Annotated in this window: 17 protein-coding genes; 12 read left to right on the top strand and 5 right to left on the bottom strand. The window is 47.5% G+C overall.

The features are described 5' to 3' along the window. Nucleotides 1-132 precede the first annotated feature (132 nt). The 4 genes from DXZ20_RS15620 (at nt 133) to DXZ20_RS15635 (ending at nt 9,402) form a co-directional block, all read left to right on the top strand. Nucleotides 133-2,922 (top strand): UPF0182 family membrane protein, encoded by a 2,790-nt coding sequence (locus DXZ20_RS15620; RefSeq protein WP_163699135.1) that lies wholly within the window; start codon nt 133-135, stop codon nt 2,920-2,922. Between the two features lie 311 nt (nt 2,923-3,233). Continuing rightward, the gene (locus DXZ20_RS15625) at nt 3,234-5,126 is read left to right on the top strand and encodes a sensor histidine kinase (RefSeq protein ID WP_348918670.1); all 1,893 of its coding nucleotides are present in this window, start codon (nt 3,234-3,236) and stop codon (nt 5,124-5,126) included. Nucleotides 5,127-6,039: 913 nt separating this feature from the next. Further along, on the top strand, nt 6,040-7,416 hold the full coding sequence (locus DXZ20_RS15630; protein WP_163659503.1) for an ABC transporter substrate-binding protein: 1,377 nt from the start codon (nt 6,040-6,042) through the stop codon (nt 7,414-7,416). Nucleotides 7,417-7,473: 57 nt separating this feature from the next. Then, nucleotides 7,474-9,402, top strand: coding sequence for an ATP-binding protein (locus tag DXZ20_RS15635; RefSeq protein WP_163699139.1), 1,929 nt, complete (start codon nt 7,474-7,476; stop codon nt 9,400-9,402). Here DXZ20_RS15635 and DXZ20_RS15640 read toward each other — a convergent pair. From DXZ20_RS15640 to dusB, 3 genes are all read right to left on the bottom strand, one after another. Further along, a complete protein-coding gene (locus DXZ20_RS15640) occupies nt 9,392-10,681 on the bottom strand; it encodes a glycosyltransferase family 4 protein (RefSeq protein WP_163659501.1) in 1,290 nt (429 codons plus the stop codon). The genes DXZ20_RS15635 and DXZ20_RS15640 overlap by 11 nt on opposite strands. A gap of 900 nt (nt 10,682-11,581) precedes the next feature. Then, entirely contained in the window at nt 11,582-12,229 is a 648-nt protein-coding gene (locus DXZ20_RS15645) for a DUF3318 domain-containing protein (protein WP_006518962.1), read from the bottom strand. A gap of 34 nt (nt 12,230-12,263) precedes the next feature. Further along, on the bottom strand, nt 12,264-13,364 hold the full coding sequence (gene dusB / locus DXZ20_RS15650; RefSeq protein ID WP_163699140.1) for a tRNA dihydrouridine synthase DusB: 1,101 nt from the start codon (nt 13,362-13,364) through the stop codon (nt 12,264-12,266). A 155-nt stretch (nt 13,365-13,519) separates the two neighbouring features. Between dusB and DXZ20_RS15655 the strand changes: the two genes are divergently transcribed. The 6 genes from DXZ20_RS15655 (at nt 13,520) to DXZ20_RS15680 (ending at nt 18,521) form a co-directional block, all read left to right on the top strand. Beyond that, nucleotides 13,520-14,404: a DMT family transporter gene (locus DXZ20_RS15655; protein WP_163659499.1), complete on the top strand. Its 885-nt coding sequence runs from the start codon at nt 13,520-13,522 to the stop codon at nt 14,402-14,404. A gap of 161 nt (nt 14,405-14,565) precedes the next feature. Next, nucleotides 14,566-14,847 (top strand): ArsR/SmtB family transcription factor, encoded by a 282-nt coding sequence (locus tag DXZ20_RS15660; RefSeq protein ID WP_163659498.1) that lies wholly within the window; start codon nt 14,566-14,568, stop codon nt 14,845-14,847. A gap of 78 nt (nt 14,848-14,925) precedes the next feature. Further along, entirely contained in the window at nt 14,926-15,777 is an 852-nt protein-coding gene (locus DXZ20_RS15665) for a phosphate ABC transporter substrate-binding protein (RefSeq protein WP_163699142.1), read from the top strand. Beyond that, entirely contained in the window at nt 15,752-16,684 is a 933-nt protein-coding gene (pstC, locus tag DXZ20_RS15670; protein WP_250565777.1) for a phosphate ABC transporter permease subunit PstC, read from the top strand. The genes DXZ20_RS15665 and pstC overlap by 26 nt, the downstream gene beginning before the upstream one ends. After that, a complete protein-coding gene (pstA, locus tag DXZ20_RS15675; RefSeq protein ID WP_163699144.1) occupies nt 16,674-17,531 on the top strand; it encodes a phosphate ABC transporter permease PstA in 858 nt (285 codons plus the stop codon). Before pstC ends, pstA begins: the two co-directional genes overlap by 11 nt. Nucleotides 17,532-17,711: 180 nt before the next feature. Further along, nucleotides 17,712-18,521, top strand: coding sequence for a phosphate ABC transporter ATP-binding protein (locus DXZ20_RS15680; protein WP_163699146.1), 810 nt, complete (start codon nt 17,712-17,714; stop codon nt 18,519-18,521). Nucleotides 18,522-18,523: 2 nt separating this feature from the next. Here DXZ20_RS15680 and DXZ20_RS15685 read toward each other — a convergent pair whose 3' ends face one another. Beyond that, complete coding sequence (locus DXZ20_RS15685) at nt 18,524-19,633, bottom strand: aldo/keto reductase (RefSeq protein ID WP_163659491.1); 1,110 nt, start codon at nt 19,631-19,633, stop codon at nt 18,524-18,526. Between the two features lie 195 nt (nt 19,634-19,828). On the opposite strand from DXZ20_RS15685, the gene DXZ20_RS15690 reads away from it, so the two are divergent. Continuing rightward, nucleotides 19,829-20,587, top strand: a complete 759-nt coding sequence (locus DXZ20_RS15690) for a TSUP family transporter (RefSeq protein ID WP_163699148.1) — start codon at nt 19,829-19,831, stop codon at nt 20,585-20,587. 5 nt (nt 20,588-20,592) lie between these two features. Here DXZ20_RS15690 and DXZ20_RS15695 read toward each other — a convergent pair whose 3' ends face one another. Continuing rightward, entirely contained in the window at nt 20,593-20,859 is a 267-nt protein-coding gene (locus tag DXZ20_RS15695; protein WP_163699150.1) for a hypothetical protein, read from the bottom strand. Between the two features lie 588 nt (nt 20,860-21,447). On the opposite strand from DXZ20_RS15695, the gene DXZ20_RS15700 reads away from it, so the two are divergent. Further along, on the top strand, nt 21,448-23,569 hold a 2,122-nt coding region (locus tag DXZ20_RS15700), incomplete at its 3' end, for a substrate-binding domain-containing protein (RefSeq protein WP_250565778.1).

A 23,569-nucleotide genomic window follows, 5' to 3' on the forward strand; every position in this document is an offset into this window, starting at 1 on the left:
CTAGTTTCTTTTGACTACTTAAAAAAAACTCTGGGATTCATAAGCTTGCGCTAAGCTTTGTAGGTTCGAGGAACAAATGGTGTAAACCATCTTTAATCCCCGATACTTGGGCGTTATCTGACAGGTTAGAGCATGAGTGCAAAGTGGTTGTGGCTAATTCTCGGAGGGTTTCTTGCGCTTACCTTCTCTGGATCCTTCGTGCACTTGATCACAGAAGTGTGGTGGTTCGACTCGGTTGGGTTTGCAGATATTCTATGGACTCGATTGCGCTGGCAGGGGGCGATCGCAATCCTAGCCTTTGCCAGCTGGTGGTTAATTTTATTCATAAACTATGCAATTGCTCAACGCATTACTCGCGAACGTCCCCTACGGGTTGTGCAAAATCCCCAGTGGGATCCCTATTTACCAAGCTTAATCCGCTACGTTAGTTTCGGTCTGATTACGTTGCTAGCTTTAACCGCTGCCATCAATGGTATTGAAGCCTGGCAGGATGTCCTCAAGTTTCTTCACCCGGTAGACTTTGGTGCCCAAGACCCTCTGTATGGGCGCGAAATGAGCTTTTATATTTTCCAACTCCCCCTCTTCGAGAGTTTACATAGGGCTATCATCGAAATATTGGTATGGAGTCTAGCACTTGCAGCCAGCATTTATGGGGTTAAAGGAGAAATTCGCCCAGAACGCGGTTGGAAATACTTTCTCACCGGAGAAGTCAAAACCCACTTCTGTGTATTGTTAGCTGGATTAGCTGCTGTCGTTGCCTTAGGATTTTGGCTCGCTCGCTACGAACTCCTCTATTCTTCAACAGGCGTTGTCTTTGGTGCCGGCTATACCGATGTCAATGCTCGTATGCAAGCCTACGGCATCATGGGATTCATCACCATTGCCGTCGGTATTTTATTCTTACTTTCCCTGTGGCGTAGCGGTTTTCTGCTACCGCTTACAGCCATTAGTCTCTATGTAGCCGTTTTTGTTCTGGTGACTGGGGTATATCCCTGGGGACAACAAAAGTTTGTTGTAGAACCTAACGAACTGCAAAAAGAAGCTCCCTACATCGCCGACAACATTGAACTTACCCGCCTAGCCTACGGTCTAGATGATGTTCAGCAAGAATCTTTTGAGGTTAAAAATCAGCTAGATGCCACTACTCTAGAAAATAATAGTGGCACTATCGACAACATTCGCCTATGGGACTATCGCCCTCTGCAAAGTACCTACGGTAGTTTGCAAACCCTACGTCCCTATTACAAATTTCAAGACGTTGACATTGATCGCTACACCTTAGATAACGACTATCGTCAGGTAATGTTATCGCCTCGGGAGCTAGTGGATGATGCCCTACCCGACCAAGCTCAAACATGGGTCAACCAACACATAATTTATACCCATGGCTATGGTCTGGCCATGAGCCCAGTGAATAAGGTTACCGAAGATGGTCTACCGGAATTATTTATCAAGGACTTACCCCCAACAAGCACTGTCGATCTCACCATCGAGCAACCTCGAATTTATTATGGGGAAGCAACAGATCGCTACATCTTAACTGGCACTGACCAGGCTGAATTTGACTATCCTCTAGGCAATGATAACGCCCAATATAACTACACAGGTCCTGGTGGTGTTCCCATTGGTTCCATGCTACGAAGACTAGCCTATGCTTACAACCTAGGCGACTGGCAACTGCTACTGTCCAACTCTCTCGGAGAGAATTCTCGGATTCACTACCATCGATTAATTCAGCAGCGCATTCAACAGTTAGCTCCCTTTCTTTCCCTCGATAGCGATCCCTATTTAGCCATCATTGACGGGCGACTCCAATGGATTGTTGATGCCTATACCCTCAGCGATCGCTATCCCTATTCTGAACCTCTATGGCGCAGTGAGGGCATTGAAGACGTATTACAGGGGCGCGCTATGCAGCGTATTGTCAGCAGTGGCACTAACTACATCCGTAATCCTGTTAAAGCTGTGGTCGACGCCTATGACGGCACCATCAAGCTTTACATTGTTGACACAGAGGACCCGATTCTGGCTTCTTTTCAACAGAGCTTTCCCACATTATTTGACAATTTAGAAAACGCACCACCTACACTCCAGCAGCATTTTCGCTATCCTCAAATGCTGTTTAAGATTCAGGCTCAAGTCTATCGAGCCTATCATATGGATCGTCCAGATGTGTTTTACAACCAGGAAGACCTCTGGGATTTCCCAACTCAGATCACACGAGAAGAAAGCTCAGAAACCCTGGAACCGTACTACGTCATCATGAAACTGCCCGAGGGTGAAGCAGAAGAATTTATGTTGATCGTGCCTTTTACCCCGGTACAGAAAAATAATATGGTGGCGTGGATGACAGCACGCTGTGATGGGAATAACTATGGCAAACTGTTAACCTATGAATTCTCTAGACAGGCCTTAATCTATGGCCCGCGCCAAATTGATTCCCGTATCGATCAAGATACTGACATTTCTCAACAATTAACGCTTTGGAATCAAGAAGGCTCAGAAGTCTTTCGTGGGGATTTACTGGTTATCCCTATTGAGGAGTCACTGCTGTATGTAGAACCTGTCTATCTACAAGCGCGGGGACAAAATAACAATAGCAACGCTATTCCAGAACTCAAACGGGTGATTGTGGCCTACAAAGACACAATTGTAATGGAACAAACATTGGAAGACAGTTTAACTAGACTGTTTGGGCAGCTTCGTCCTACACCTTCAGTGGCAGAAACCACCCCAGAAACATCGACGCCACCACCTACACCAGCATCTCCCACAGCCGATCAACAGGCCCTGATTCAATCTGCTCTAGAAGCTTACACCCAAGGTCAGCAAGCACTACAACGGGGAGACTGGCCAGCCTATGGGGCTGCTCAAACACGCTTAGGAAAACTACTTGAGCAATTAACTAAAGCAGAAGAATAAAGCCATGGTATCCATGACCTATCGGTATCAGTCATCACATAGCTGTGTTTAGAAACACCTGATTTTTTAGACGGTTTCTGAGTATGGGCTCCTGACGACCCCTGATCGCGTCTGGAAGTGTAGGGGGGAACAACTGACAGTCATAGCGATCCGGAAGTGCTTTGCTCGTCTGGATACTATGGGTTCCCAGCCTACGACATCCATCCAGCCTGTAAGGGAAGCTCAGCGTGAAAATCAAATCTAAAAGCCTACTGCTTCGGCTCATTACTCCCCTGTCGTTATTGTCTGTCGCTACCATATTGACAATTTCAGTGAGCACATATTTCTCAGCACGGGAAACCCTGAAAAGATCGCTATACGACCGCTTGAGCGTAGCAGCCACCCTCAAGGAAGAAGAACTCACTCAGTGGTTTCAAACCCATCGTAACGATATTCTGCTGCTGGCCCGTTTGCCAGAAATTCAGACACAGACTGAGCGCCTGGTATCTGACACTGTTCCACCTCCGGAAGATACCCCCCAAGCTGAACCGTCATCTGCTCCAGAAATCAAAAAAAATGCCCGCATAAAACTCGCATCTTATCTGCGAAACATCATCACGCTTAAGCCCGACTTCGCAGAGGTGTCAATTGTGGCAGACGATGGCATGGTTGTATTTTCAACCAATAAAAAACTAGAAAATACGTCTCAATCCCTAGAAGCCAATACAACCTACTTTGCTGATGGCTCAGGCGATATTACCCCCATTCCCTACAGTTCTCCCACCACCGGTACAACAGCTATTACCTTAGCAACACCGATCCTAGATGCAGCTAAAAATCGGATTGGGGTGCTGAAGGTCACTCTAGATTTAAGAGAAGTGGATGCCTTAATTCAGGAACGAACCGGACTAGGTAAAACGGGAACCACATACCTGGTTGGCCAGATCGAGGAACAAAATACATTTATTGTCTCTGACAAGGATGAAGAATCAGCAGGTAATATCAGCAGCTTTGCCATTGATGCCGCCACCTCAGGCGAAAGTGGGGCTGGCCTTTATCAAAACTATGCAGGCAAACCGGTCATTGGTGTCTACCGTTGGTTAGATAGCCAAAATCTAGCTCTCCTAGCGGAAATTAACCAACGGGAAGCGTTTGCTCCAGCCCGTGCCCTCGCCAGGAATATCTTATTAATCGGTTTTGTGGCAACGGGGTTATTGTTATCAGGTATTTATTTATTATCTCGTCGTATTACTCGACCCATTACAGAAATTACTAAAGCTGCGATTCAGCTCCAAAGCGGTCAACTCGAGCAGTCACTGTCAGTCAATAGTAAAGATGAAATCGGTGTCCTGGCTCAGGCATTCAATCATATGAGTCAGCAGCTCAAACAGTCTTTTGATACCCTAGAAAGTACTAACCAAGAGCTGGAAATACGGGTTAAGGAGCGAACAGTTGAGTTAGAAGCAGCAAAGGAAGTTGCAGAAGCTGCCACTCGTGCCAAGAGTGCTTTTTTGGCTAATATGAGCCACGAACTTCGAACACCGCTCAATAGTATCATTGGCTATAGCGAAATGATCGAAGAAGATGTGGAAATTATTGGTGAGCCCAGTCTCATTCCGGACTTACGTAAAATTCAGGGCTCTAGTAAACATTTACTCAATTTAATTAACAGTGTACTTGAGCTGTCCAAAATTGAGGCGGGTCGCATGGAGCTACAGCTACAATCCGTAAATGTCATGGCTCTTGTAGAAGATGTCCTGGAAACTATCCGACCAAACGCAGAAAGGAAACTCAATCACATCACTCTCAATACGGCTAATAACATGGGTTCGATTGAAACCGACTTTGGTAAACTACGCCAGTGCCTTTTACATTTACTCAGTAATGCCAATAAGTTTACTGAGCGCGGTCAGATTATTCTCACTGTGCAAACATCACAGCATCAAGATGAAAGCTACCTTGAATTTACAGTTGAAGATACGGGTATTGGCATAGCTCCAGACCAGCTAGAACATGTTTTTGAAGCATTTACTCAAGCTGATGATTCATCAACTCGCCCATTTGATGGTACTGGCTTAGGGCTAACCATCACTCGCGAATTTGTGTATATGCTTGGAGGTGTTGTCACAGCCCAAAACAGACCGAATAAGGGGGCTATGTTCAAAATTCGGATTCCTCAGATAATTCCCCGCGTTAAGCACCAGTTAGCCACTGCTGAGGTTTAAAGTACCCGTGCTAAAGAGCAAGCCATAACTAACTTCCAACAGTGAATGTTGAAGAGACGTTCCATGGAACGTCTGTACATCCAAAATTTGGACGTTAATGGATTTTATTTCCTAAGGCTGAGTAGCTGACGTTCGAAAAATTGGTATAAAAAGGCCTTTTATATAAACCGTAGTCTTAATAAAGACAGCTTACCCATCGAGTAAATGCTCATTCGATGGGTAGTTTCTATTAAAAATACAAGGTGATTCTTCGTCTTATTTTTAAGATAAAGCTTGTATCTAACACGATTTCTTTACCTTACTTTCCTGAGCACATCTAATGGACTTGAACATTTAGATAAACCCGGTGAATTTACACAAACTCATGTGTTGATTATCACTCCATTGATGGTAACAAAAGTAGCTGTGTTGTGTTTAGAATAAATTATTTAAAAAATCATTGTTTTCATTAGAAAGACCTCATGAAAAACATTAAGATATGGGCAGTAAGTATCATTTTTCCTATTTTATTGATTAGACTTGCAGTAATATCCCATAGACTATATATGTGATACAGAGTGATATTCTTATTTCAAGCTTCAGTAATAAAACGATGAGAATTGTTTCAGGCTTGATGTGATGTTAACGAGTCTAGGCAGAGGCAAAAAGCAATCTGTTTAGCAAGTTAATACCTTTTATTAAAAGTATCTGGGTGCATATCGAAAAATCAGGATGAAGGGTGTTTGTATATCGATAGCAATCGTTCAAGCAATTTTTTGGGCCAATTATTAGATGCTCCCGTAGGTCGCTCTATCGTCAGAATACGTGGAATTTTTAAGGCTGATCTCTCCATTTCTGAATACAGATTTTTCATGATTGTTTGAATAGTTTTACCTCTGAGGTAGTAGCTATTTTTATTGGAGATATTGTATTTATGCAACGGCGCAAATTTGCACAGTTATCACTGTTTGGGTTAGGTGGTTTGATTGCGAGCTGTACCCGCGGACAACAAGTCTCCACCCCTAATGACATACCATCTGAGAACAAACTTAAGATATGGTGGCAAGAGGGGTTTTATCCAGAGGAAATTGATGCACTTAAACAGATTATTGAAGTTTGGAAAACCCAAAGCCAGATAGAGGTTGAACTCAACGTTATTCCCCAGAAAGACATTCTGGCAGCACTTGATCGGGCATTGAGCACCGGTACCGACGATATTCCTGATATTTTCTATTCTGGCTCAGCTGACTTAACGAGTATTCCTCGTTTAGCGTGGAATGGAGAACTTGCCGATGTCTCTGATGTAATTCAACCGATTAAACAGTACTACACAGATAATGTGCTGGACGGCGTTAACTATCAGAATAAGACTGGAGGCAGCCGTAGCTACTATGCTGTGCCACTGATGCAGTCAGCCATTCATATTCACTATTGGGAAGATTTATTAATCAATGCCGTCGGGGAACGTCGGGTAACTATTCCTAAAGACTGGCAAAGTTTCTGGGATTTTTGGCAGAATATTCATTCCACACTTCAGGCGAATCAAGGCAGTGACATTTACAGTGTGGGTATGCCAATGTCCCTTAGCCTCGATACCTACAATAACTTTGAACAATTTTTAGAAGCCCATAATGTTCAAGTTCTAAATGAATCGGGTAGTTTTGCCATAACACCAGAAAATCGAGAAGCCTTTGTGACTGCGATCGCAGACTATGCCCGATTTTTCGAGAATAATACGGTTCCCCCAGATGCCGTTGATTGGGATAACACAGGCAATAATGTCTCGCTTCTAAGTCGAAAAAGCCTGATGACCGTCAATCATACCCTTTCGGCTCCAGGTTCCCAGCGCAGTGATGATGAGACTTACTACAAAAATCTGGCGACGGTCGAATGGCCCAGCAAGCCAGATGGTAGTCCCATGCGCTATGTCATTGAAATTAAACAGGCCGTTATCTTAGCTAACTCCAAGCAACAGACAGCGGCCAAAGACTTTCTGGCTTTTCTAGCCCAGCCTAATAATCTATCGGCCTATACCAAAGGTGCCCAGGGGCGGTATTTACCCGTTATGCCCGAACTCTTTAAAGACCCATTCTGGCAAGAGCAGCGAGATACTCACATTTCTGTCGCTGTTCAACAGCTACAAAATACACGGCCTGCATACCAAGTATTAAACCCCGCTTATGGTGAGGTCGCTGAGCAAAATATTTGGGGGCAGATTATGAATAAAATTGCCCTCGGTGAACTCGATAATGAATCAGCTGCAGATGAGGCCATTCAACTGATTCAACAAATATTTGACGATTGGCAATAGCTATTGCCAGGGTGCTCTCTCTCTGCGATCAAACTCTACCAAACATAAAGGGCAAACGTGAACAATAAAAAGAAACGCCTGCTGTTAAAGTTAATTACACCATTATCATTATTGTCAGCAGCCACTGTACTGATAATTTCAGTTAGCACATACTTTTCAGCACGAGAGACTATTAAACAGTCATTGTTTGATCGGCTCAGCGTCGCTGCCACCCTTAAAGAAGAAGAAATCGTGCAGTGGTTTAAAGTTCAGCGTAGCGATATCTTACTCTTAGCCCGTTTGCCAGAGGTCAAGACACAGACCAAAGCGCTTGCTAATGATGATTCTAGGCAGGACGCTTATGACAAACTTTCCTTATATTTAAAGGATATTATTTCAGCCAAGACCAATCTAGCTGAAGTTTCCATTCTCACCGAGGGTGGAATTGTTTTATTTTCAACTAATAAAGCATTAGAGAAAACATATCAGCCCTTGGGGGCCACCACCACCTACTTTTCCAATGCTACAGACAAGATTGTCCCAACGTTGTACATATCCCCCGTTACCGGGGCAACGGCTATTACCTTTGCCACACCTATTTTAGACAGTAGTAAAAATCGCGTTGGTGTGCTTTCGGTCACCTTAGATTTGCAGGATGTTGATTCACTGATTCGAGATCGCACAGGACTAGGGGAAAGCGGAACCACTTATCTTGTCGGACAATTAGAACGCAGAAACACATTCATCGCATCAGGCAAAGACAATGGGGCACCGGACAATTTAACCAGCTTTGCGATCGATGCAGCCACTGCTGGTCAGCGTGGTTCGGGTCTTTATCAAAACTACGCGGGCCAACCCGTCATCGGCGTCTATCGTTGGCTAGATGGTCAAAGTTTGGCGCTGATTGCTGAAATCAATCAGACAGAGGCCTTTGCCCCTGCCCGTGGCCTGGCCAGAAATATTCTGCTGATCGGATCTGTGGCAACGGGCTTACTGTTGTCGGGTATTTATTTACTATCGCGTCGTATTACTAAGCCGATTGCGGCTATTACAGCAGCGGCCACTCAGCTGGAAAAGGGAGAGCTAGAGCAGTCGATTCCCATTGTTAGCGATGATGAAATCGGCTTTCTTGCCCATACATTTAATCGGATGGCGTCGCAACTGCAGGAGTCGATAGCGGCCCTAGAAACTAATAATCAAGCACTAGAATCTCGGGTCAAAGAGCGTACGGCTGAATTAGTCGAAGCCAAGGAAGCGGCTGAATCAGCAACCAGGACAAAAAGTACGTTTTTAGCCAATATGAGCCATGAGCTGCGCACACCGCTCAATAGCATCATTGGTTACAGTGAGATTCTGCAAGAAGAAGCTGAGATCAATGGTGATGAGAGTATGGTCCCTGACCTTCGCAAAATTCAGGGTTCTAGTAAGCATCTATTAAATCTGATCAACAGCATTTTGGATTTATCCAAAATTGAAGCTGGCCGCATGGAACTTCATTTAGAACCTGTCCATATTGCTGAGCTGATACGGGATGTCATGGACACAATTCATCCAGTCGCTGATGCTAAACGCAACAAGGTCGTGATCGAGAATCTAAGTGAAGTCGAGTCCGTGGAAAGCGATGCTGACAAGCTACGTCAGTGTTTGCTCAACCTCCTTAGCAACGCTAATAAGTTTACTGAAAACGGTCAGCTGACTCTAACGGTTAAGACCATCCATTATCAAACAGAAGACTATCTTGAATTGACCGTTGCCGATACGGGGATTGGCATGGAAAAAGATCAGCTGGACAAAATCTTTGAGGCGTTTACCCAAGCAGATCTGTCCTCTACTCGACGGTATGGTGGCACCGGCTTAGGCCTCACCATCACCCGCGAATTTGTGCGCATGTTAAACGGTACAATTTCAGCTCAAAGTGAAGTGGACAAAGGCTCCACCTTTATTATTCTGTTACCCCAGGTTGTCTCCAGTGTTCAGACTGAGTTGGCAGCTGTGACTACGGCTTAAGGGTAATCTTCTTGGGCCGCAGTGTCGAGGACATGGATGTAGTAGCCGTCATTTTATCAACGACGCTATCGAGTAAGGTCTCATACCCCTCAAGGGATTGTTCAAAGGAGTAGTTTGCGATCGCATACCCCCGTCCTCGTTTACCCAACTGTTCGATCCGCTCAGGGTCATGGTATAGATCTTGAATCGCCTTAGCTAAGGCTTTTGGCTTCTCAGGCTCTACGACCAAACCACCACCGCTATCTCTCACAGCTTGGGCAGCGGCCCCGCCATCAGGCACAGACGCCACAATGGGTCGACCACTGGCCAACAGCACCATCGTTTTGGATGGCATATTAAACCCGACCACGCTGGCTTTCTGCATAATTAGCGACACATCTGCCGCTGCCAACATTGTTGGTAGTTCAGCCCGAGGCGCGAAGGGTAGCAACGTCACATTGTTAACCCCCAGCTCTTTACGCAGGTTTCTCAAATCACCAAGCTGACGCTCTTCGCCCACAATGACAAATTCAATATTTTGAAAATGCTGTAGTGCTTCTGCTGCATGAATAATCGTTCTAACCCCCTGGGTACGAGCAATATTACCGGAGTAGAGAACAATAAACTTATCTTGTAATCCATACTTTTGCCGAAACTGATTATCATATTTCGGTAAAGGACGAATAAAGTTAGTATCAACCCAGTTGCAGATGCGCTTAATCTTACTGACAGGTACACCTTTACTGACCAAATTTTTCGAGAAACTATCAGTAATTACAGCAACGCGAGTCGCACTGGCGTAGGCAAACTTCTCTAATACTTCAAAAATCCGGATAGCCAGTTGATTACTAATCAGCCCTGTCCTAACAGCCGCCTCTGGCAAAATATCCTGGAGGCTAAGCACTGTCGGACACCCATAGATAAGTTTTAATACCGCTACGGGGATACAGGCTGGCAACGACGGACTAGTCGACAAAATAACGTCTGGCCGCCACCCTTTGAGGGCCTGTAAAAAACTTAATAGCGAAAAACTGCCGTCTAGCAGTACACGAGTGACAACACCGGGGTTGGGATGAATAGCAACATAGCAACGCTGAATCTTAACACCGTTGCGCTCCTCTTCACAGAAAAGTTGACCACGATACTGGGGATAAATCTTACGCTGGGGGTAGTTAGGCATAGCCGTAACCACCCGCACCTCATGCCCTTTGGTAACTAATCCTTCTGCCAACTCGGTCATTAAGGGGGCAATACCGATGGGCTCGGGGTGATAATTGTAAGAATATATGAGTATACGCATGGAAATCGCTCTGACTACTGATGTCGTGGTCAACAGATAAGCAACAAGCGCAAGCAGGGCTAGAAAGCTAAGAAGACCAACTTTTGAGGCTATAGAAATACGTCTAGGCTTCAATAATACGGTCCTACATTATGCCCAGTATGTCTTTCGCAAATGTGCCAAGTTACATGGCACTTTTCTGAAGATATGAACAAGTAACCAAAGGGTTCCCTTAACAGCTTTCAGAAAGGATAAACACACTACCTGGGGCAACACCTGTCATTGAGGACATTAAGTTTTGGCCGCGATCTGTTTAAAGAAAAACATCCTTAAACAAAGGCTAACTTGGTCTTAAAACAAATGTAGTAACCAGGCTGCAATGCACTAGAGTTTTTGAAGTTTATGTAAAAAGAGCAGCTTTAAAGTTCGCAATTGAAGGATCAATCACCTAAAAGAAACTGACTACTTTACTACTACATTCATCAAACTCACTCAAAACAACTTATACAGATCAAAAACACTGACCAAAAAGTGAAACTGTTAATTTGGACAAGCGACTCAACTACCCCGTAGCGGTCAGTATGGTGTCCTAACCGTTACCTCTTTATTCTTCAGGAAACTCTTCTGGCTAGATAGCTCATCCTCAGACTTTCTCATGTGGCACAGCTACGCCAGAGCAACGACCACCATTATGGTAGGACCTTCAAGGTCTTAGATAAAAGGTTTGACGTAATCTTTATAGTATCCAAGTGAAAGTCCATAGCCAAAGTGGCAATTCTTTACATGATTATACGGATACTACAGGATCAATCAACCCAGCTGAATGATATAACAACTTTCCTTGATTGAAACATGTAAGCAAGGAGATTACGTCTGTAAAAATACAGACAACTTTTCAATTTTTTCTAAAATTTTAATGAACTAGTAGGCTCGAGAAGCATCACGATCAGCTCGAATTCGATCCTTAGCTCGATTAGCACTGCGCTTTAATGCTTCTAACCGCTTCACATAGCGATCGCGCTGCTTTTTCTTGGGTGTCTGCTCAATTAGAGTTTTCAAAGCACTGCCCAAACTCTTGTAGGCATTGGGTAGGGAATAGCCAAAACGAGTGGCTAAAGCAATGGCTTTTTCGTCCGCGTCCATGGCTTCTTTAAGGGTCTTTTCTGCGTTATTGCGCTTGTATAAACGCCAGCCAGAAATACCACACAGCCCTAAAGCCAACATCAGCAAGAGGCCATCTTGAACCCACAGCTCCCCGACAGCACCCCCAAGACCAATAGCTAAAGCAGCCATCTCCCAACCGTCACGGGGAATTGTATCGTTCTGAACGCGGGCAACTTCGTGCCAAAACAGTAAATTACGCTGGTCAATGGCCAGCTGTTCCCACTTAGGCAAGTCAATTTGAACTTCGACCTGATCTTTGCCTAGCTCTTCAGAGGTAATCAGCGGTGGGCCTACATCCATAGCGGGCTCAACCGTAACCCAGCTTTGCAGTTCTGGGGGTAGCAGACTACGTAAACGGCGAAGTTCGCCCATATCTGCTCTGGAACTGTAGGTGGCGTAAGACATGCTGATACTGGCCCGAAAACGCTTCTAAAAATGCTTATACTATAGCGGGCTTTAGGAGGCTATGGCGGTAAAGTTCTGGGGAGATTACCGTAATCGCCTCGTCTAATAAGCCACACCCTTCTTCCACAGACTCGATGCGGCATAGTTGATCCCGCAGTTCAGCGGCCCCATCAAAGCCCTTAGCGTACCAGGCCATATGTTTACGAGCCTGGCGAATACCGCTTTTACCCTTGTAATCCGCCAGCATCCTCAAGTGTTCCTGGGCGCAACGTAGACGCTCGATGACTGTGGGCGGCAGGCGACGCTCGCCAGTCTTGAGGAAGTGATCAATTTCCCCGACTAAAAAGGGATAACCTAGGGTGCCACGGGAGCACATAACGCCATCGGCCTGGGTTTGCTCTAAACAATCAATTGCCGCATCCACTGAAAAAATATCCCCATTGGCAATCACGGGGATCGCCAAAGCCTGTTTCACTTTGGCAATCCAACTCCAGTCGGCAGTGCCGTTATAGCCTTGGGAGCGGGTACGACCGTGAAGTGTCAACATTTGCGCCCCAGCTACTTCAAGACGACGGGCAAAATCCACAGCATTGATGTCGTCTTCAGACCAGCCAATGCGCGTCTTAGCCGTCACCGGTATCGATACGGCAGCGCTAACGGTTTCAATGATGCGGGCGGCTGTATCAGGGTCCCGCAACAGTGATGAACCACCGCCATTCTTCGTGATTTTGTTAACGGGGCAGCCCATGTTGATATCAACGGTGTCCGCGCCCTGATCAGCGGCTTTCTTAGCTGCTTCTGCTAGAAAATCGGGTCTACGGTCAAATAGCTGAATGCTGATGGGCCGTTCACCAGGATCCACCTCCATCACCTTGGGTAGCTTGCGCATGTGGTGCAGTTCGGCAGCGCTCACCATTTCGGTATACATCATCGACTGTGGAGCGTAGCGGCGCACGAGTCGGCGGAAGACAAGATCGGTTACCCCAGACAGCGGCGACTGTAAAACCCGACTGTGAACTTCAACAGTGCCAATGTTTAGGGGAGTGGCGAGGCGGGATTTAAGAGCGGGGGACAGGGAATGGGGAATGGGGTGTGGGGTGTGGGGTGTTTGATGGAGGTTGAGAGCAACTGACATGGGAGGTTGGCTAAACGCCGCAAGGGGTTGAGACTTTCTTACACAGCTTACGCTTCTCTAGGATGCCATTAACTAACCGACCACCCACAATTTAGAACTCCTGTACGATGCCTTTAACTCATAATTCACAACTCACAATTGAGAACTAACTAAGGATGTTTCAAGGGGAAATTGCGGCGCTGAGTGCGGCGGGGCTGTGGGCATTTGCGACGCTGATGTTCGGCCGATTGGGGAAGCAGCTATCGCCCCTGGTGTTGAACCTGATTAAGGGATCAATGGCGATTGGGTTTATCGTGCTCACCCTGGCGGTACGGCAGCAGTTGCTGGCATCGTTGCCGATGGGGTCAGTGGTACTGCTGTTAATTAGTGGTGTGGTGGGCATTGGACTGGGGGATACGGCTTACTTTGCCACGGTGAATACCTTGGGAGCGCGGCAGGCTTTATTACTGGAAATGCTGGCTCCGCCTATGGCTGCTTTGATGTCACTGGTGTTTTTGCAGGAGCAGCTGTCGGCTTTGGCCTGCCTGGGCATGGGGCTGACGTTGGCAGGCATCATCTGGGTGGTGAGTGAGCGGAGTCCTCAGGTTCAAAGCACCCGCTCAAAAGCGGCCATTACTCGGGGGATCTTGTTGGGGATCATGGCCGCGCTTGGGCAGTCGATTGGTAGTGTGCTGTCACGGGCGGCGTTGGCCGACACGGCTGTCGATCCGCTATGGAGTAGCTTACTCAGGCTGTCGGCAGGGTTGGTGTGTATTGGTGGATTATTGCTGTGGCGTCGGCAAGAGCAGGTATTTATGCGTCCATCTGGCCGGTTGTTGGGGGGTGTGGCGATCGCAGCCTTTTTTGGCACCTATTTAGCCATCTGGCTACAGCAAGTGGCCTTGAAATATTCCCCGGCTGGCATCGCCCAGTCACTGCTGGCAACGAGTCCGATCATGGTGATCCCCATGGCTCTGGTCATTGGCGAGCGGGTTACGGTGCGAGCTGTCTGCGGGGCGATCGTGGCGTTGGTTGGTGTGTGGCTATTGTTTAGTCGTTGAGGGGAGCGTTACCTAGAGGGACTCTGTTACCGGCAGAGGCGTTACCCCAAGGGCTCCCACAAGGGGAGCCCCTACCGCCCATAACTCTTTGTTAACCTATATGAATCATATTTCATATGAATCTCAGTTCATTCTAAGCTGCCCCTGTCAATCTCAAGGTTATGGATCAGGTCACGTGCGTCGACAAGCTCAAGATTTTGGCGGATACCACGCGGTTAGGCGTATTACAGAAATTGCAGTTTGGGCCTCAATCAGTGGGCGCTCTAATGACTGCTTTGGATGTAGAGCAAACGCTTTTATCCCATCATTTACGTGTATTACGACAGGCTAAGTTTGTAATCGCAGAAAGGAATGGTAAGCAGGTACTCTATCGGCTGTCTCCCGACGTATTGATTGAGCGAAATAGCCTAAACCTGGACTGTTGCGTCCTATCGTTTCGGTAAGGTCTTTGGGGATCATCCTCTAGCAATCATGTTCGACCACAGTGCCCTGAACGTTGTCTCTTTAAAGGACGTCGGTCTATGGTACAAACGCTTGACTTGAAAAGATTAGGGTTAATTGCCTTAACCTTGGCTGGTTTATCAGCCTGTTCACCACCAACGGAATCAGCGGATGGTGAACTACAGGGAAAAGTTATTTTGACGGGCTCTAGTACAGTGGCACCCCTCGCCTCAGAGCTAGGCAAACGCTTTGAGCAAGAACATCCCGAAGTACGGGTGGATGTGCAGACAGGGGGTTCCTCACGGGGATTAGCTGATGCCCGCAGCGGTCAGGCGGATATTGGCATGATGTCGCGGGATTTAGCCGCAGATGAAACGGATGTCACGGCCTATGCGGTGGCCCGCGATGGTGTGGCGATGATTATCCACGCTGATAATCCGGTGACGGAGTTGAGCCCTGAGCAAGTTATAGATATCTACACCGGTGGCATTACTCAGTGGTCAGCGGTGGACGGGGATGATACACCTGTCAGTGTAGTGAATAAGGCGGAAGGGCGTTCCACGTTAGAGGTGTTTCTCAAACACTTTAAGTTAGAAAATAGTGATATCGCCGCCCAGGTCATCATTGGTGACAATGAGCAGGGAATTAAGACGATCACTGGCAATCCAGATGCCATTGGCTATGTGTCCATTGGCGCAGCGGAAAACAGTATTGCTCGGGGCGCGCCGCTAAAGCTGTTGCCGTTGGAGGGTATCAACCCGAGTACAGCGTCGGTGCAGGATGGTTCATTTCCCCTGTCGCGTACCCTGAACTTTGTGACCAAGGGTGAGCCAGAAACACTCACGAAAGCATTTATTGATTTTGCCCAGTCCCCTGAAGTCCACGACATTGTGGAGCAACAGAACTTTGTACCCATTGATTTCTCCCAGTAAAGGTAATTTATCGCATCAGGTGGACTCATCTGCGTCTCTTAGACGGGCTAAGCGCCATGATTGGCTGTTGCTAAATGGCCTCCGGTTATTGGCAGGGATCACCGCAGCCATCGGCGTATTGATTACGGTGTTTGTCCTCAAGGAATCGCTACCTGCTTTGCAGTCTATCGGCATACTGCGATTCTTCGGGGATGAGGCTTGGCATCCGTTGGAGGGACAGTTTAACCTGGTGCCAATTTTATTGGGAACGGTGTTAATAGCGTTGGGCGGGATTGCGATCGCAACTCCCCTCGGTTTGCTCTCAGCTCTGTTCTGTCAGTTTTATGCTCCCAAACTTCTGGCCTCTATCTATCAGCGACTTTTGGAATTGTTGGCCGGGATTCCCTCCGTGGTCTATGGCTTCTGGGGATTAGTCGTTCTAGTACCCAAGATTAATCAGATTCATCCACCGGGGCAAAGTTTGTTGGCCGGGATTTTGATCTTGAGTCTGATGATATTGCCGACGGTGGCACTCCTTTCAAAAACCAGTCTAGGAGATGTGCCTGGCGATTATTTAAAGGGTGCTGAGGCGCTTAGTTTGTCACGGTGGACGATACTCAGCCGGATTGTTTTACCGACTGCGCGTTCCGGTCTAATCACAGCAATTGTTCTAGCAACAGGCCGTGCTTTGGGAGAAACGATGGCGGTGCTTATGGTCTGCGGTAATGTGGTGCAGATTCCAAATTCTGTCTTTGCGCCGGTGCGTTCTTTGGCTGCCAACATTGCGTTGGAAATGGCCTATGCGACGATGGATCATCGCTCAGTGCTATTTGTCAGTGGGTTGGTGCTATTGGGTCTGGTGGGATTACTGGTGATGATTACATCTGCTCTAGGTGCAGAGGAGCAAGGCAGACGTTATGGTATCTAGAATAGTCTCTCAAGTTAACGCTACAAAATGGCTCGATTACTTGTTGACATTGGCGACTTGGGCCACAGCAGCCAGTATTACTGCCGTTTTTCTATGGATTGTGTTATCGATTGTTGGGCAGGGATTAGGGCAATTATCCCTAGATTTTCTCTTGTCTGAGCCGATGAATGCGGGGCGGGAAGGGGGAATTGCCCCTATCCTGGTGTCTACGCTGTTGATATTAGGCGTGTGCTTAGCGATTGCGCTGCCTTTAGGCTTAGCCACGGCACTGTTGCTTGCGGAGTTTACGGTGAGTGATAAGCGGTTGGGGATGTGGGTACGGCGTAGTCTGGATTTTTTGGCTGGGGTGCCGTCGATTGTATTTGGGTTATTTGGCAGTGTGTTTTTCTCTAAGGTGTTGGGGTTGGGGTTTTCGATTCTCTCTGGAGGGTTGACTCTGGCTTGTATGGTGTTACCGTTGCTGATTCGGGCGACGGAGGAGGGGTTGCGATCGCAACCTGCCAGTTACCGACAAGGGGCTGCTGCTCTGGGTCTTTCTAAAACCACTACATTATTCAAGATTCTCTTGCCTGCTGCGCTACCGGGGCTCATGGTGGGTCTGGTGTTATCGATGGGGCGGGCTTTGGCGGAAACAGCTGCTTTAATTTTCACAAGCGGTTATGTGGATCGGTTTCCAGAATCGCTGTTGGATTCGGGACGGGCGTTGTCAATTCATATTTTTGATTTGTCGATGAATGTGCCGGGTGGGGATGGGAATGCGGCAGCATCGGCGTTGGTGTTATTGGGGATGTTGTTGGGTTTGAATGGGTTGACGGCGTTGATTACGTGGCGTTGGTCGGTGAGGTAAGGTTATGGACTGCACAAAAATAAAGGCCCAGGTTGGGGCTGTAGATGGGCTCATAGGATGATTATTTAAGCACAAGCGCCTTATGGGAAAGGTTATCTAAATTCTCCAGGTTCTTTTTTATCGTCTTAATTCTTTAAGTCTCTTTTCAATTTGATTCCCACCTTAGTTATTTTCTCGACTATGCTTTCTTACCACTCACAGGCTGCTTCTCATGTTGCTGAGTCTGCGCCTTTAATAGAAGTTCAAGAGCTGAGTCTGCGCTATGGTCGTCACATCGCTTTTGAGGGGGTTTCTCTGCCGATTTATGTGGGGCAAATTACGGCGATTGTGGGTCCCTCGGGTTGTGGGAAGAGTAGTTTTTTGAGCTGCTTAAATCGGATGAGTGATTTGGTGCCTGATTGTCATGTGGAGGGGCGAATTCGGCTGGCTGGGATGGAGATTCTGAATCCGAATACGGATACCCTGTCGCTGCGTCGCCGGGTGGGGATGATTTTTCAGCGGCCTAATCCGTTTCCGTTGAGTATTTGGGAGAATCTTGCTCTGCCTTTGCGAGAACATGGGATGACCGAGCGCCATCGACTGGCAGAGACGATTGAAGTCGTGCTTAGGGATGTGGGGTTATGGTCAGAGGTAAAAGACCGTCTGCGTAAGTCGGCGCTAGCTCTATCGGGTGGGCAACAGCAGCGGTTGTGCATTGCCCGAGCCTTGGTGCTACAGCCAGAGGTTTTATTATTGGATGAACCCTGTAGTGCTCTGGACCCGATTGCCAGCGGCATTGTTGAGGACTTGATTACGCGATTACGGCCTCGTTATACCCAGGTGGTGATTACTCATAATTTGGCTCAGGCTAGTCGCATTGCTGATCAGGTGGGCATGTTTTGGGTGCAACACGGCGTAGGGCGATTGATTGAATTTGGCACCGCCCAGCAGATGTTTGAAGCACCAAACCATGAGCTAACCGCAGCCTACATCAGCGGTGGTAAAGGTTAACCCTATTCTGCAACGACTCCTGCTCCTGAGCCTTTGACTAAAACAGGCTGATTAAACGAATTAGGCTGATCACCAACGGTGGCACCGCCATTGATCATGCCCTGGAGGCTAGGCTCAAAGAAGGTGTAGGGAAAACGAGAATCGGGACGGCTCACCTGATCTAATCGCTGCTGTAGCTCAGTGGGAATCTCGAAGTCTAAAGCACCTAAGTTATCTTGCAGTTGGTGTAGCTTAGTGGCTCCGATAATCACTGAGGCAACGGCGGGACGGTTGACAACCCAGTTAAGGGCGACCTGCGCCATAGAACGGTCCAACTCTTTGGCCACTTGCTCCAATTCTGCAACGATGGCCCAGTTTTTCTCAGTAAATTTGTCAAAAGCTGGATTACCGCTGTTGGCGAGCATTGCCAGCCGACCTGAACCTTCGCCACCTTGCTCAGAAGGTTTATATTTTCCAGAAAGCAGACCACTGGCCAGGGGAGACCACACCATCAAACTGGTGCTCAAGTTTTTAGCCAGTGCTGAGTACTCAAACTCGATGTTGCGCTCGGCTAGGGAGTATTCCAGCTGCACAGTGCTGATGGGTTCCCAATGGCGTTCTTGGGCCAGGGTTTGGGCTTGAGCGACATACCAGGCGGGGGCATCCGATAGGGCGACATGTCGGACTTTGCCTGAGCGAACTAAATCATCCAGGGTACGCATCACCTCGGCTGCCGGAGTGACCTGATCCCAGGTATGCAGCATATAGACGTCGATGTAGTCGGTGCCAAGGCGCTCCAGGGAACCTTCGACGGCACGCAGGATATTTTTGCGCCCGTTGCCGCCTGCATTGGGGTTGCCGGGCTCAGAGTTATAGCTAAATTTGGTGGTAATGATAATGCGATCGCGAGTCTTACTATCCTTAATAAACCGGCCCAACATCTGCTCACTATTGCCGTTGGTATACAGGTCTGCCGTGTCAACAAAGTTGCCCCCTGCTTCCACATAGGCATCAAACAACTGGCGGGCATTGGCTTCATCAGCCCCCCAACCCCAGTCATCACCAAAGGTCATCGTGCCCAGGGCCAAACGGCTAACCTTCAATCCAGTATTTCCTAGCGTGTAGTAATCCATATGGCTGTCCTCAGCGACCTAATTTTGCAGTTCAACCTACAGTCCCTACTGTGGGGCAATCTTTAAAACGCTGCTTGAATATAATTGCTCTGTTTTGGTAGAAAATTGCGCTATCTCCCAAACCAGCCCCTATGCATGACGTGATAAGTTGCCTGAGCATTGATTACCGGTCATGACTATTCAGGGGACACACAAATGGAATTTACCATTGAAATGGTGACGCTGCTATTCGTAGTGGCAATGGCAGCAGGCTGTGTAGACACCATCGCCGGTGGTGGCGGGCTCATTGTCTTACCCACAATGCTGATGGTGGGCATACCGCCCGCCGCTGCCTTAGCCACAAATAAACTCCAAGGCAGCGGCGGCACATTGGTCGCATCTCTTTATTTCCTGCGTAAACAAATTGTGCGCCTAAAGGACATTCAGCTCACCGTATTTATGACTTTTGTTGGAGCTGTGATTGGCGTCTGGCTGGTGCTACAGATCGAAAGCACTGTTCTCAAAGCGATTATCCCTTTCTTACTGATTGGCATGGGTGCCTATTTTGCTCTATCACCCCGGCTCGGAGCCACTGACCAGAAACAACGCTTAGCACACAACCCGTTTTCTGTATTGATTGCTCCGTTCCTCGGGTTTTACGATGGCTTTTTTGGACCAGGGACGGGTATGTTCATGGCCTTATCACTCGTCAGTCTGCGAGGCTATAACCTGACTAAAGCAACCGCCTATACAAAGATTTTGAACTGCACCAGCAACGTGTCATCACTGCTTTACTTTCTTGCTTTTGGGGAGGTGTATTGGGGCGTCGGTTTAGTCATGCTGACAGGTCAGGTGATAGGCTCCTCCATAGGAGCCAGGATCGTTTTAGCCAAAGGTGCAGCCTTAATTCGCCCAGTTGTTGCCACGGTTTGTTTTCTGATGGCATCCAAACTGTTGTTAGATATCTTTGGCTAATGCCCTTAGGCTCCTAAATATTCTGTCAATACCTCACAGGCTCCATCTTCAACACCATCATAAATCGAAGGGCTAGGGGAGAACGGCGGTGTCGGTTTGTCAGTGATTTCTAACTGTTCATGCAAAATTGTCAAAATTGCTTCAGTCACAGAGGTAATATCGCGTTCTTGTTGGTAAGGGCGTAGCTTTTCTAATATTTCAGCCGTAAGTAGGACAGTAACTGGGGTTCTTTCAGTAGCCATTTTTGCATGGGCAATCACTGCTTCTAGCATATAGGTCGAGCTGCCCTATCCTAAATCTTTTGGGACATTGCTCTTTTGGAGACCGTGTGTTGTATGGGTATCACTTCGTTACATAGGTTGGCAATGTTAAGTGGTTAAGTACAATGAATTTCACAATACTGGAGGTCCCCTAAATTCCTAAAATCGGGGAGATTTTGAGTTCTGAAGACCCCAGAATAATTGGGGTTTGTGTGCTTTTTCAACGGTGTTACCTTCAAAAAGTCTTGTGTAGTCTATTTTGCTCACCTACTTATCTGGTAGACAGACTTTTAGTGTTACAAATTTTAACTACAATAAATTAGGTTAAGTGTCCGTAGTCTGATCTCTTAAAACAATGTGTCCAGTGCTTTAGAGACCACTAAGCCTGACTTCTAGAGGGTTATTGGCTCCATAGACATACGTTATGGGGGCAATTTCATCTGAAAAGATGCCCTACTGTTTTGAGAAACGTGACTTACAGCCATGGCTAACGTAAAGATGATTTGTTTCCAACACAGCATCCCTGCGAAAATCAAATAGCTTACATTTAGGTGTCCCCACCCATCACTTGCCTACATCTACCTCTACACGGCAAATTCTATGGCTCTACCGCACCGCAGGTCAGCTCCCACCTCCCGGCGTTTGGTCTTTCTGGGTCTTGTTTTAGTCCTGGCTTTGACTGTATTTCCTTATCCAGCGATGGCTGTCACTCTAGTTGATGGCATGACTCCGACAGTTGCTGCAACATCGAATAGCCCCCCCGCTGTTGTTAATAAGGTGGTTCAAACTGAGGCGGTGTTAGGGGGGGGTGAGCAAGAACAAGCGTTGAGAATTGACGGGACTAGCTTGATGCAGCCCATCAATCAGGCCTTAAAACAACGCTTTGAGCAAGAGTATCCAGGAACGGACGTGACGCTGCGGGCGAATGGTACTGACCCAGCACTAGAGTCATTGCTAAAGGATGATATTGATCTTGCCGCTATTGGTCGTTCTCTATCGGCTCAGGAGAAAGCTCAAGGACTGATCGAAATTCCCGTTAGTCAGGATGCAATTTCTATCATCATTGGCCGTAACAATCGATTTAATGGCACATTGACACTGGATCAATTTGCTCAAATCTTTCGCGGTAAAATTACTAACTGGGCTGAAATCGGTGGCACACCTGGCCCCATTCGTTTTATCGATCGTCCCCTCACCAGCGATACCCGTCTTGTTCTCAGTAAATACGGCATTTTGACAGACTCTGAGCAAGCCCAAGGTGCCCAGGTGGTGCGTCTGGAAACCGATGATACTGCTGCGGTGATTCGGCGGCTGGGAAATGATGGTATTAGCTATGCGATCGCAAGTCAAATCCAGGGCCAACGACAAGTAAAGACCGTAAAAATAGCCGTACTGCTAGACACCCTGCCCAGCGACAAATACTATCCCTATTCTCAAGTGCGCGGCTATGTCTATAGAAAGGACAATGCTAACACCGTTCTACCCTTTATCAATTGGGTGACAGGAGAATCTGGCAAGGCTGCTGTAGGAGCTGCAAAAACAGCCGAAGCCGCCGCTGTAGCGACCGCCCTCAATCCTCCTGCGCTGACTAGAACGGCGACCAATACAAATGGTGTTGGTATCCCCGTCTGGCTGTGGGGGCTCCTACCGCTGCCCTTATTATTTTTATTTGGCTTTAGCCGACGCAGACAAACAAAGGAGATGGCAGAAGAAGAGACTGCTACTCAGGAAGTCTCTGTCCCAGAGTCTCAAGTACCTGCACAGCCTCCCAGCCCTGTACAGCCACCTCCTGTTATTCCAACACCGCCAGCATCAACACAACTAAAGGAACCAGAAGCACCTGGTGCTACTGAAACTGTCACTGAAACCACCACTGAAACTGCTCAGGAGATTACACCTGTATCTGTCGAAACATACCATGAAACACCAACTGTTACTCCCGAAATAACGCCTACAGAAACAACTCCGGCAGAATCTATATCCGCTTCACCGCCCCAGGCTCCGGTGATACTCGCTGTTCCCATCCAATTAGTTGTTAAACCCGTACCACCTACTCCTCCAGTCGTTCTTCCTATTGAAGAAACCGTTGACTGGAAAAACGCCGATGCTGTTTACCAAAAAGGGGTGAGTTGTCTAAAGTCAGGTCAACTGGACAAGGCTAAAGCTTACTTTCAACGGCTACTAGAACTCTCTGCTAGAAACATCTTGGGGCTACTGGGCCTCGGTCAAGTATTTTTGAAACTGGGCCAGGGGAGCAATGCTCTGGAGCAGTTTACCCAAGCGACTGCCGTAGACCCAAATGAAGGCGAAGCATGGCTCGGCAAAGGAAATGCTTTGCTAAAACTGCAGCAACCGGAAGCCGCTCTAGAAGAGTTTGATAGAGCGCTACAGTTGAACAGTTCATTGGTAAACGCTCTCAAAGCTAAAGGGGATGCATTCCTAGCACTAGGACAACAGGGAGAAGCCAACCGCTGCTACGATCAGGCCAATGCGCTGCAAGGTACGCCCATCCCAGTCTGGAAACCGACAACACCAGATGCTGAAGAGACTATCGAGGAACAATCCGCCGTTCCAGTTCAAGCGATCGCACCAGAAGAACCAACAGCACCTGCTATCCCGGCTGTTATTCCCATTGAATATACGGTTAATTGGCAAAGTCCCATCGCAGTCTACTACAAAGGCCTCACCTGTCTAGACTCAGGACAGCTAAATGATGCAGTGC

The organism is Adonisia turfae CCMR0081, assembly GCF_011009555.1.
Classification (GTDB): Bacteria; Cyanobacteriota; Cyanobacteriia; order Phormidesmidales; family Phormidesmidaceae; genus Leptothoe; species Leptothoe turfae.

What these genes read in the sequence shown, in the direction of transcription:
- DXZ20_RS15620 (WP_163699135.1), top strand. Translation starts at nt 133, where the DNA reads ATGAGTGCAAAGTGGTTGTGGCTAATTCTCGGAGGGTTTCTTGCGCTT.
- DXZ20_RS15630 (WP_163659503.1), top strand. Translation starts at nt 6,040, where the DNA reads ATGCAACGGCGCAAATTTGCACAGTTATCACTGTTTGGGTTAGGTGGT.
- DXZ20_RS15640 (WP_163659501.1), bottom strand. Translation starts at nt 10,681, where the DNA reads ATGCGTATACTCATATATTCTTACAATTATCACCCCGAGCCCATCGGT.
- DXZ20_RS15645 (WP_006518962.1), bottom strand. Translation starts at nt 12,229, where the DNA reads ATGTCTTACGCCACCTACAGTTCCAGAGCAGATATGGGCGAACTTCGC.
- dusB (WP_163699140.1), bottom strand. Translation starts at nt 13,364, where the DNA reads ATGTCAGTTGCTCTCAACCTCCATCAAACACCCCACACCCCACACCCC.
- DXZ20_RS15655 (WP_163659499.1), top strand. Translation starts at nt 13,520, where the DNA reads ATGTTTCAAGGGGAAATTGCGGCGCTGAGTGCGGCGGGGCTGTGGGCA.
- DXZ20_RS15660 (WP_163659498.1), top strand. Translation starts at nt 14,566, where the DNA reads ATGGATCAGGTCACGTGCGTCGACAAGCTCAAGATTTTGGCGGATACC.
- DXZ20_RS15665 (WP_163699142.1), top strand. Translation starts at nt 14,926, where the DNA reads ATGGTACAAACGCTTGACTTGAAAAGATTAGGGTTAATTGCCTTAACC.
- pstA (WP_163699144.1), top strand. Translation starts at nt 16,674, where the DNA reads ATGGTATCTAGAATAGTCTCTCAAGTTAACGCTACAAAATGGCTCGAT.
- DXZ20_RS15680 (WP_163699146.1), top strand. Translation starts at nt 17,712, where the DNA reads ATGCTTTCTTACCACTCACAGGCTGCTTCTCATGTTGCTGAGTCTGCG.
- DXZ20_RS15685 (WP_163659491.1), bottom strand. Translation starts at nt 19,633, where the DNA reads ATGGATTACTACACGCTAGGAAATACTGGATTGAAGGTTAGCCGTTTG.
- DXZ20_RS15690 (WP_163699148.1), top strand. Translation starts at nt 19,829, where the DNA reads ATGGAATTTACCATTGAAATGGTGACGCTGCTATTCGTAGTGGCAATG.
- DXZ20_RS15695 (WP_163699150.1), bottom strand. Translation starts at nt 20,859, where the DNA reads ATGCTAGAAGCAGTGATTGCCCATGCAAAAATGGCTACTGAAAGAACC.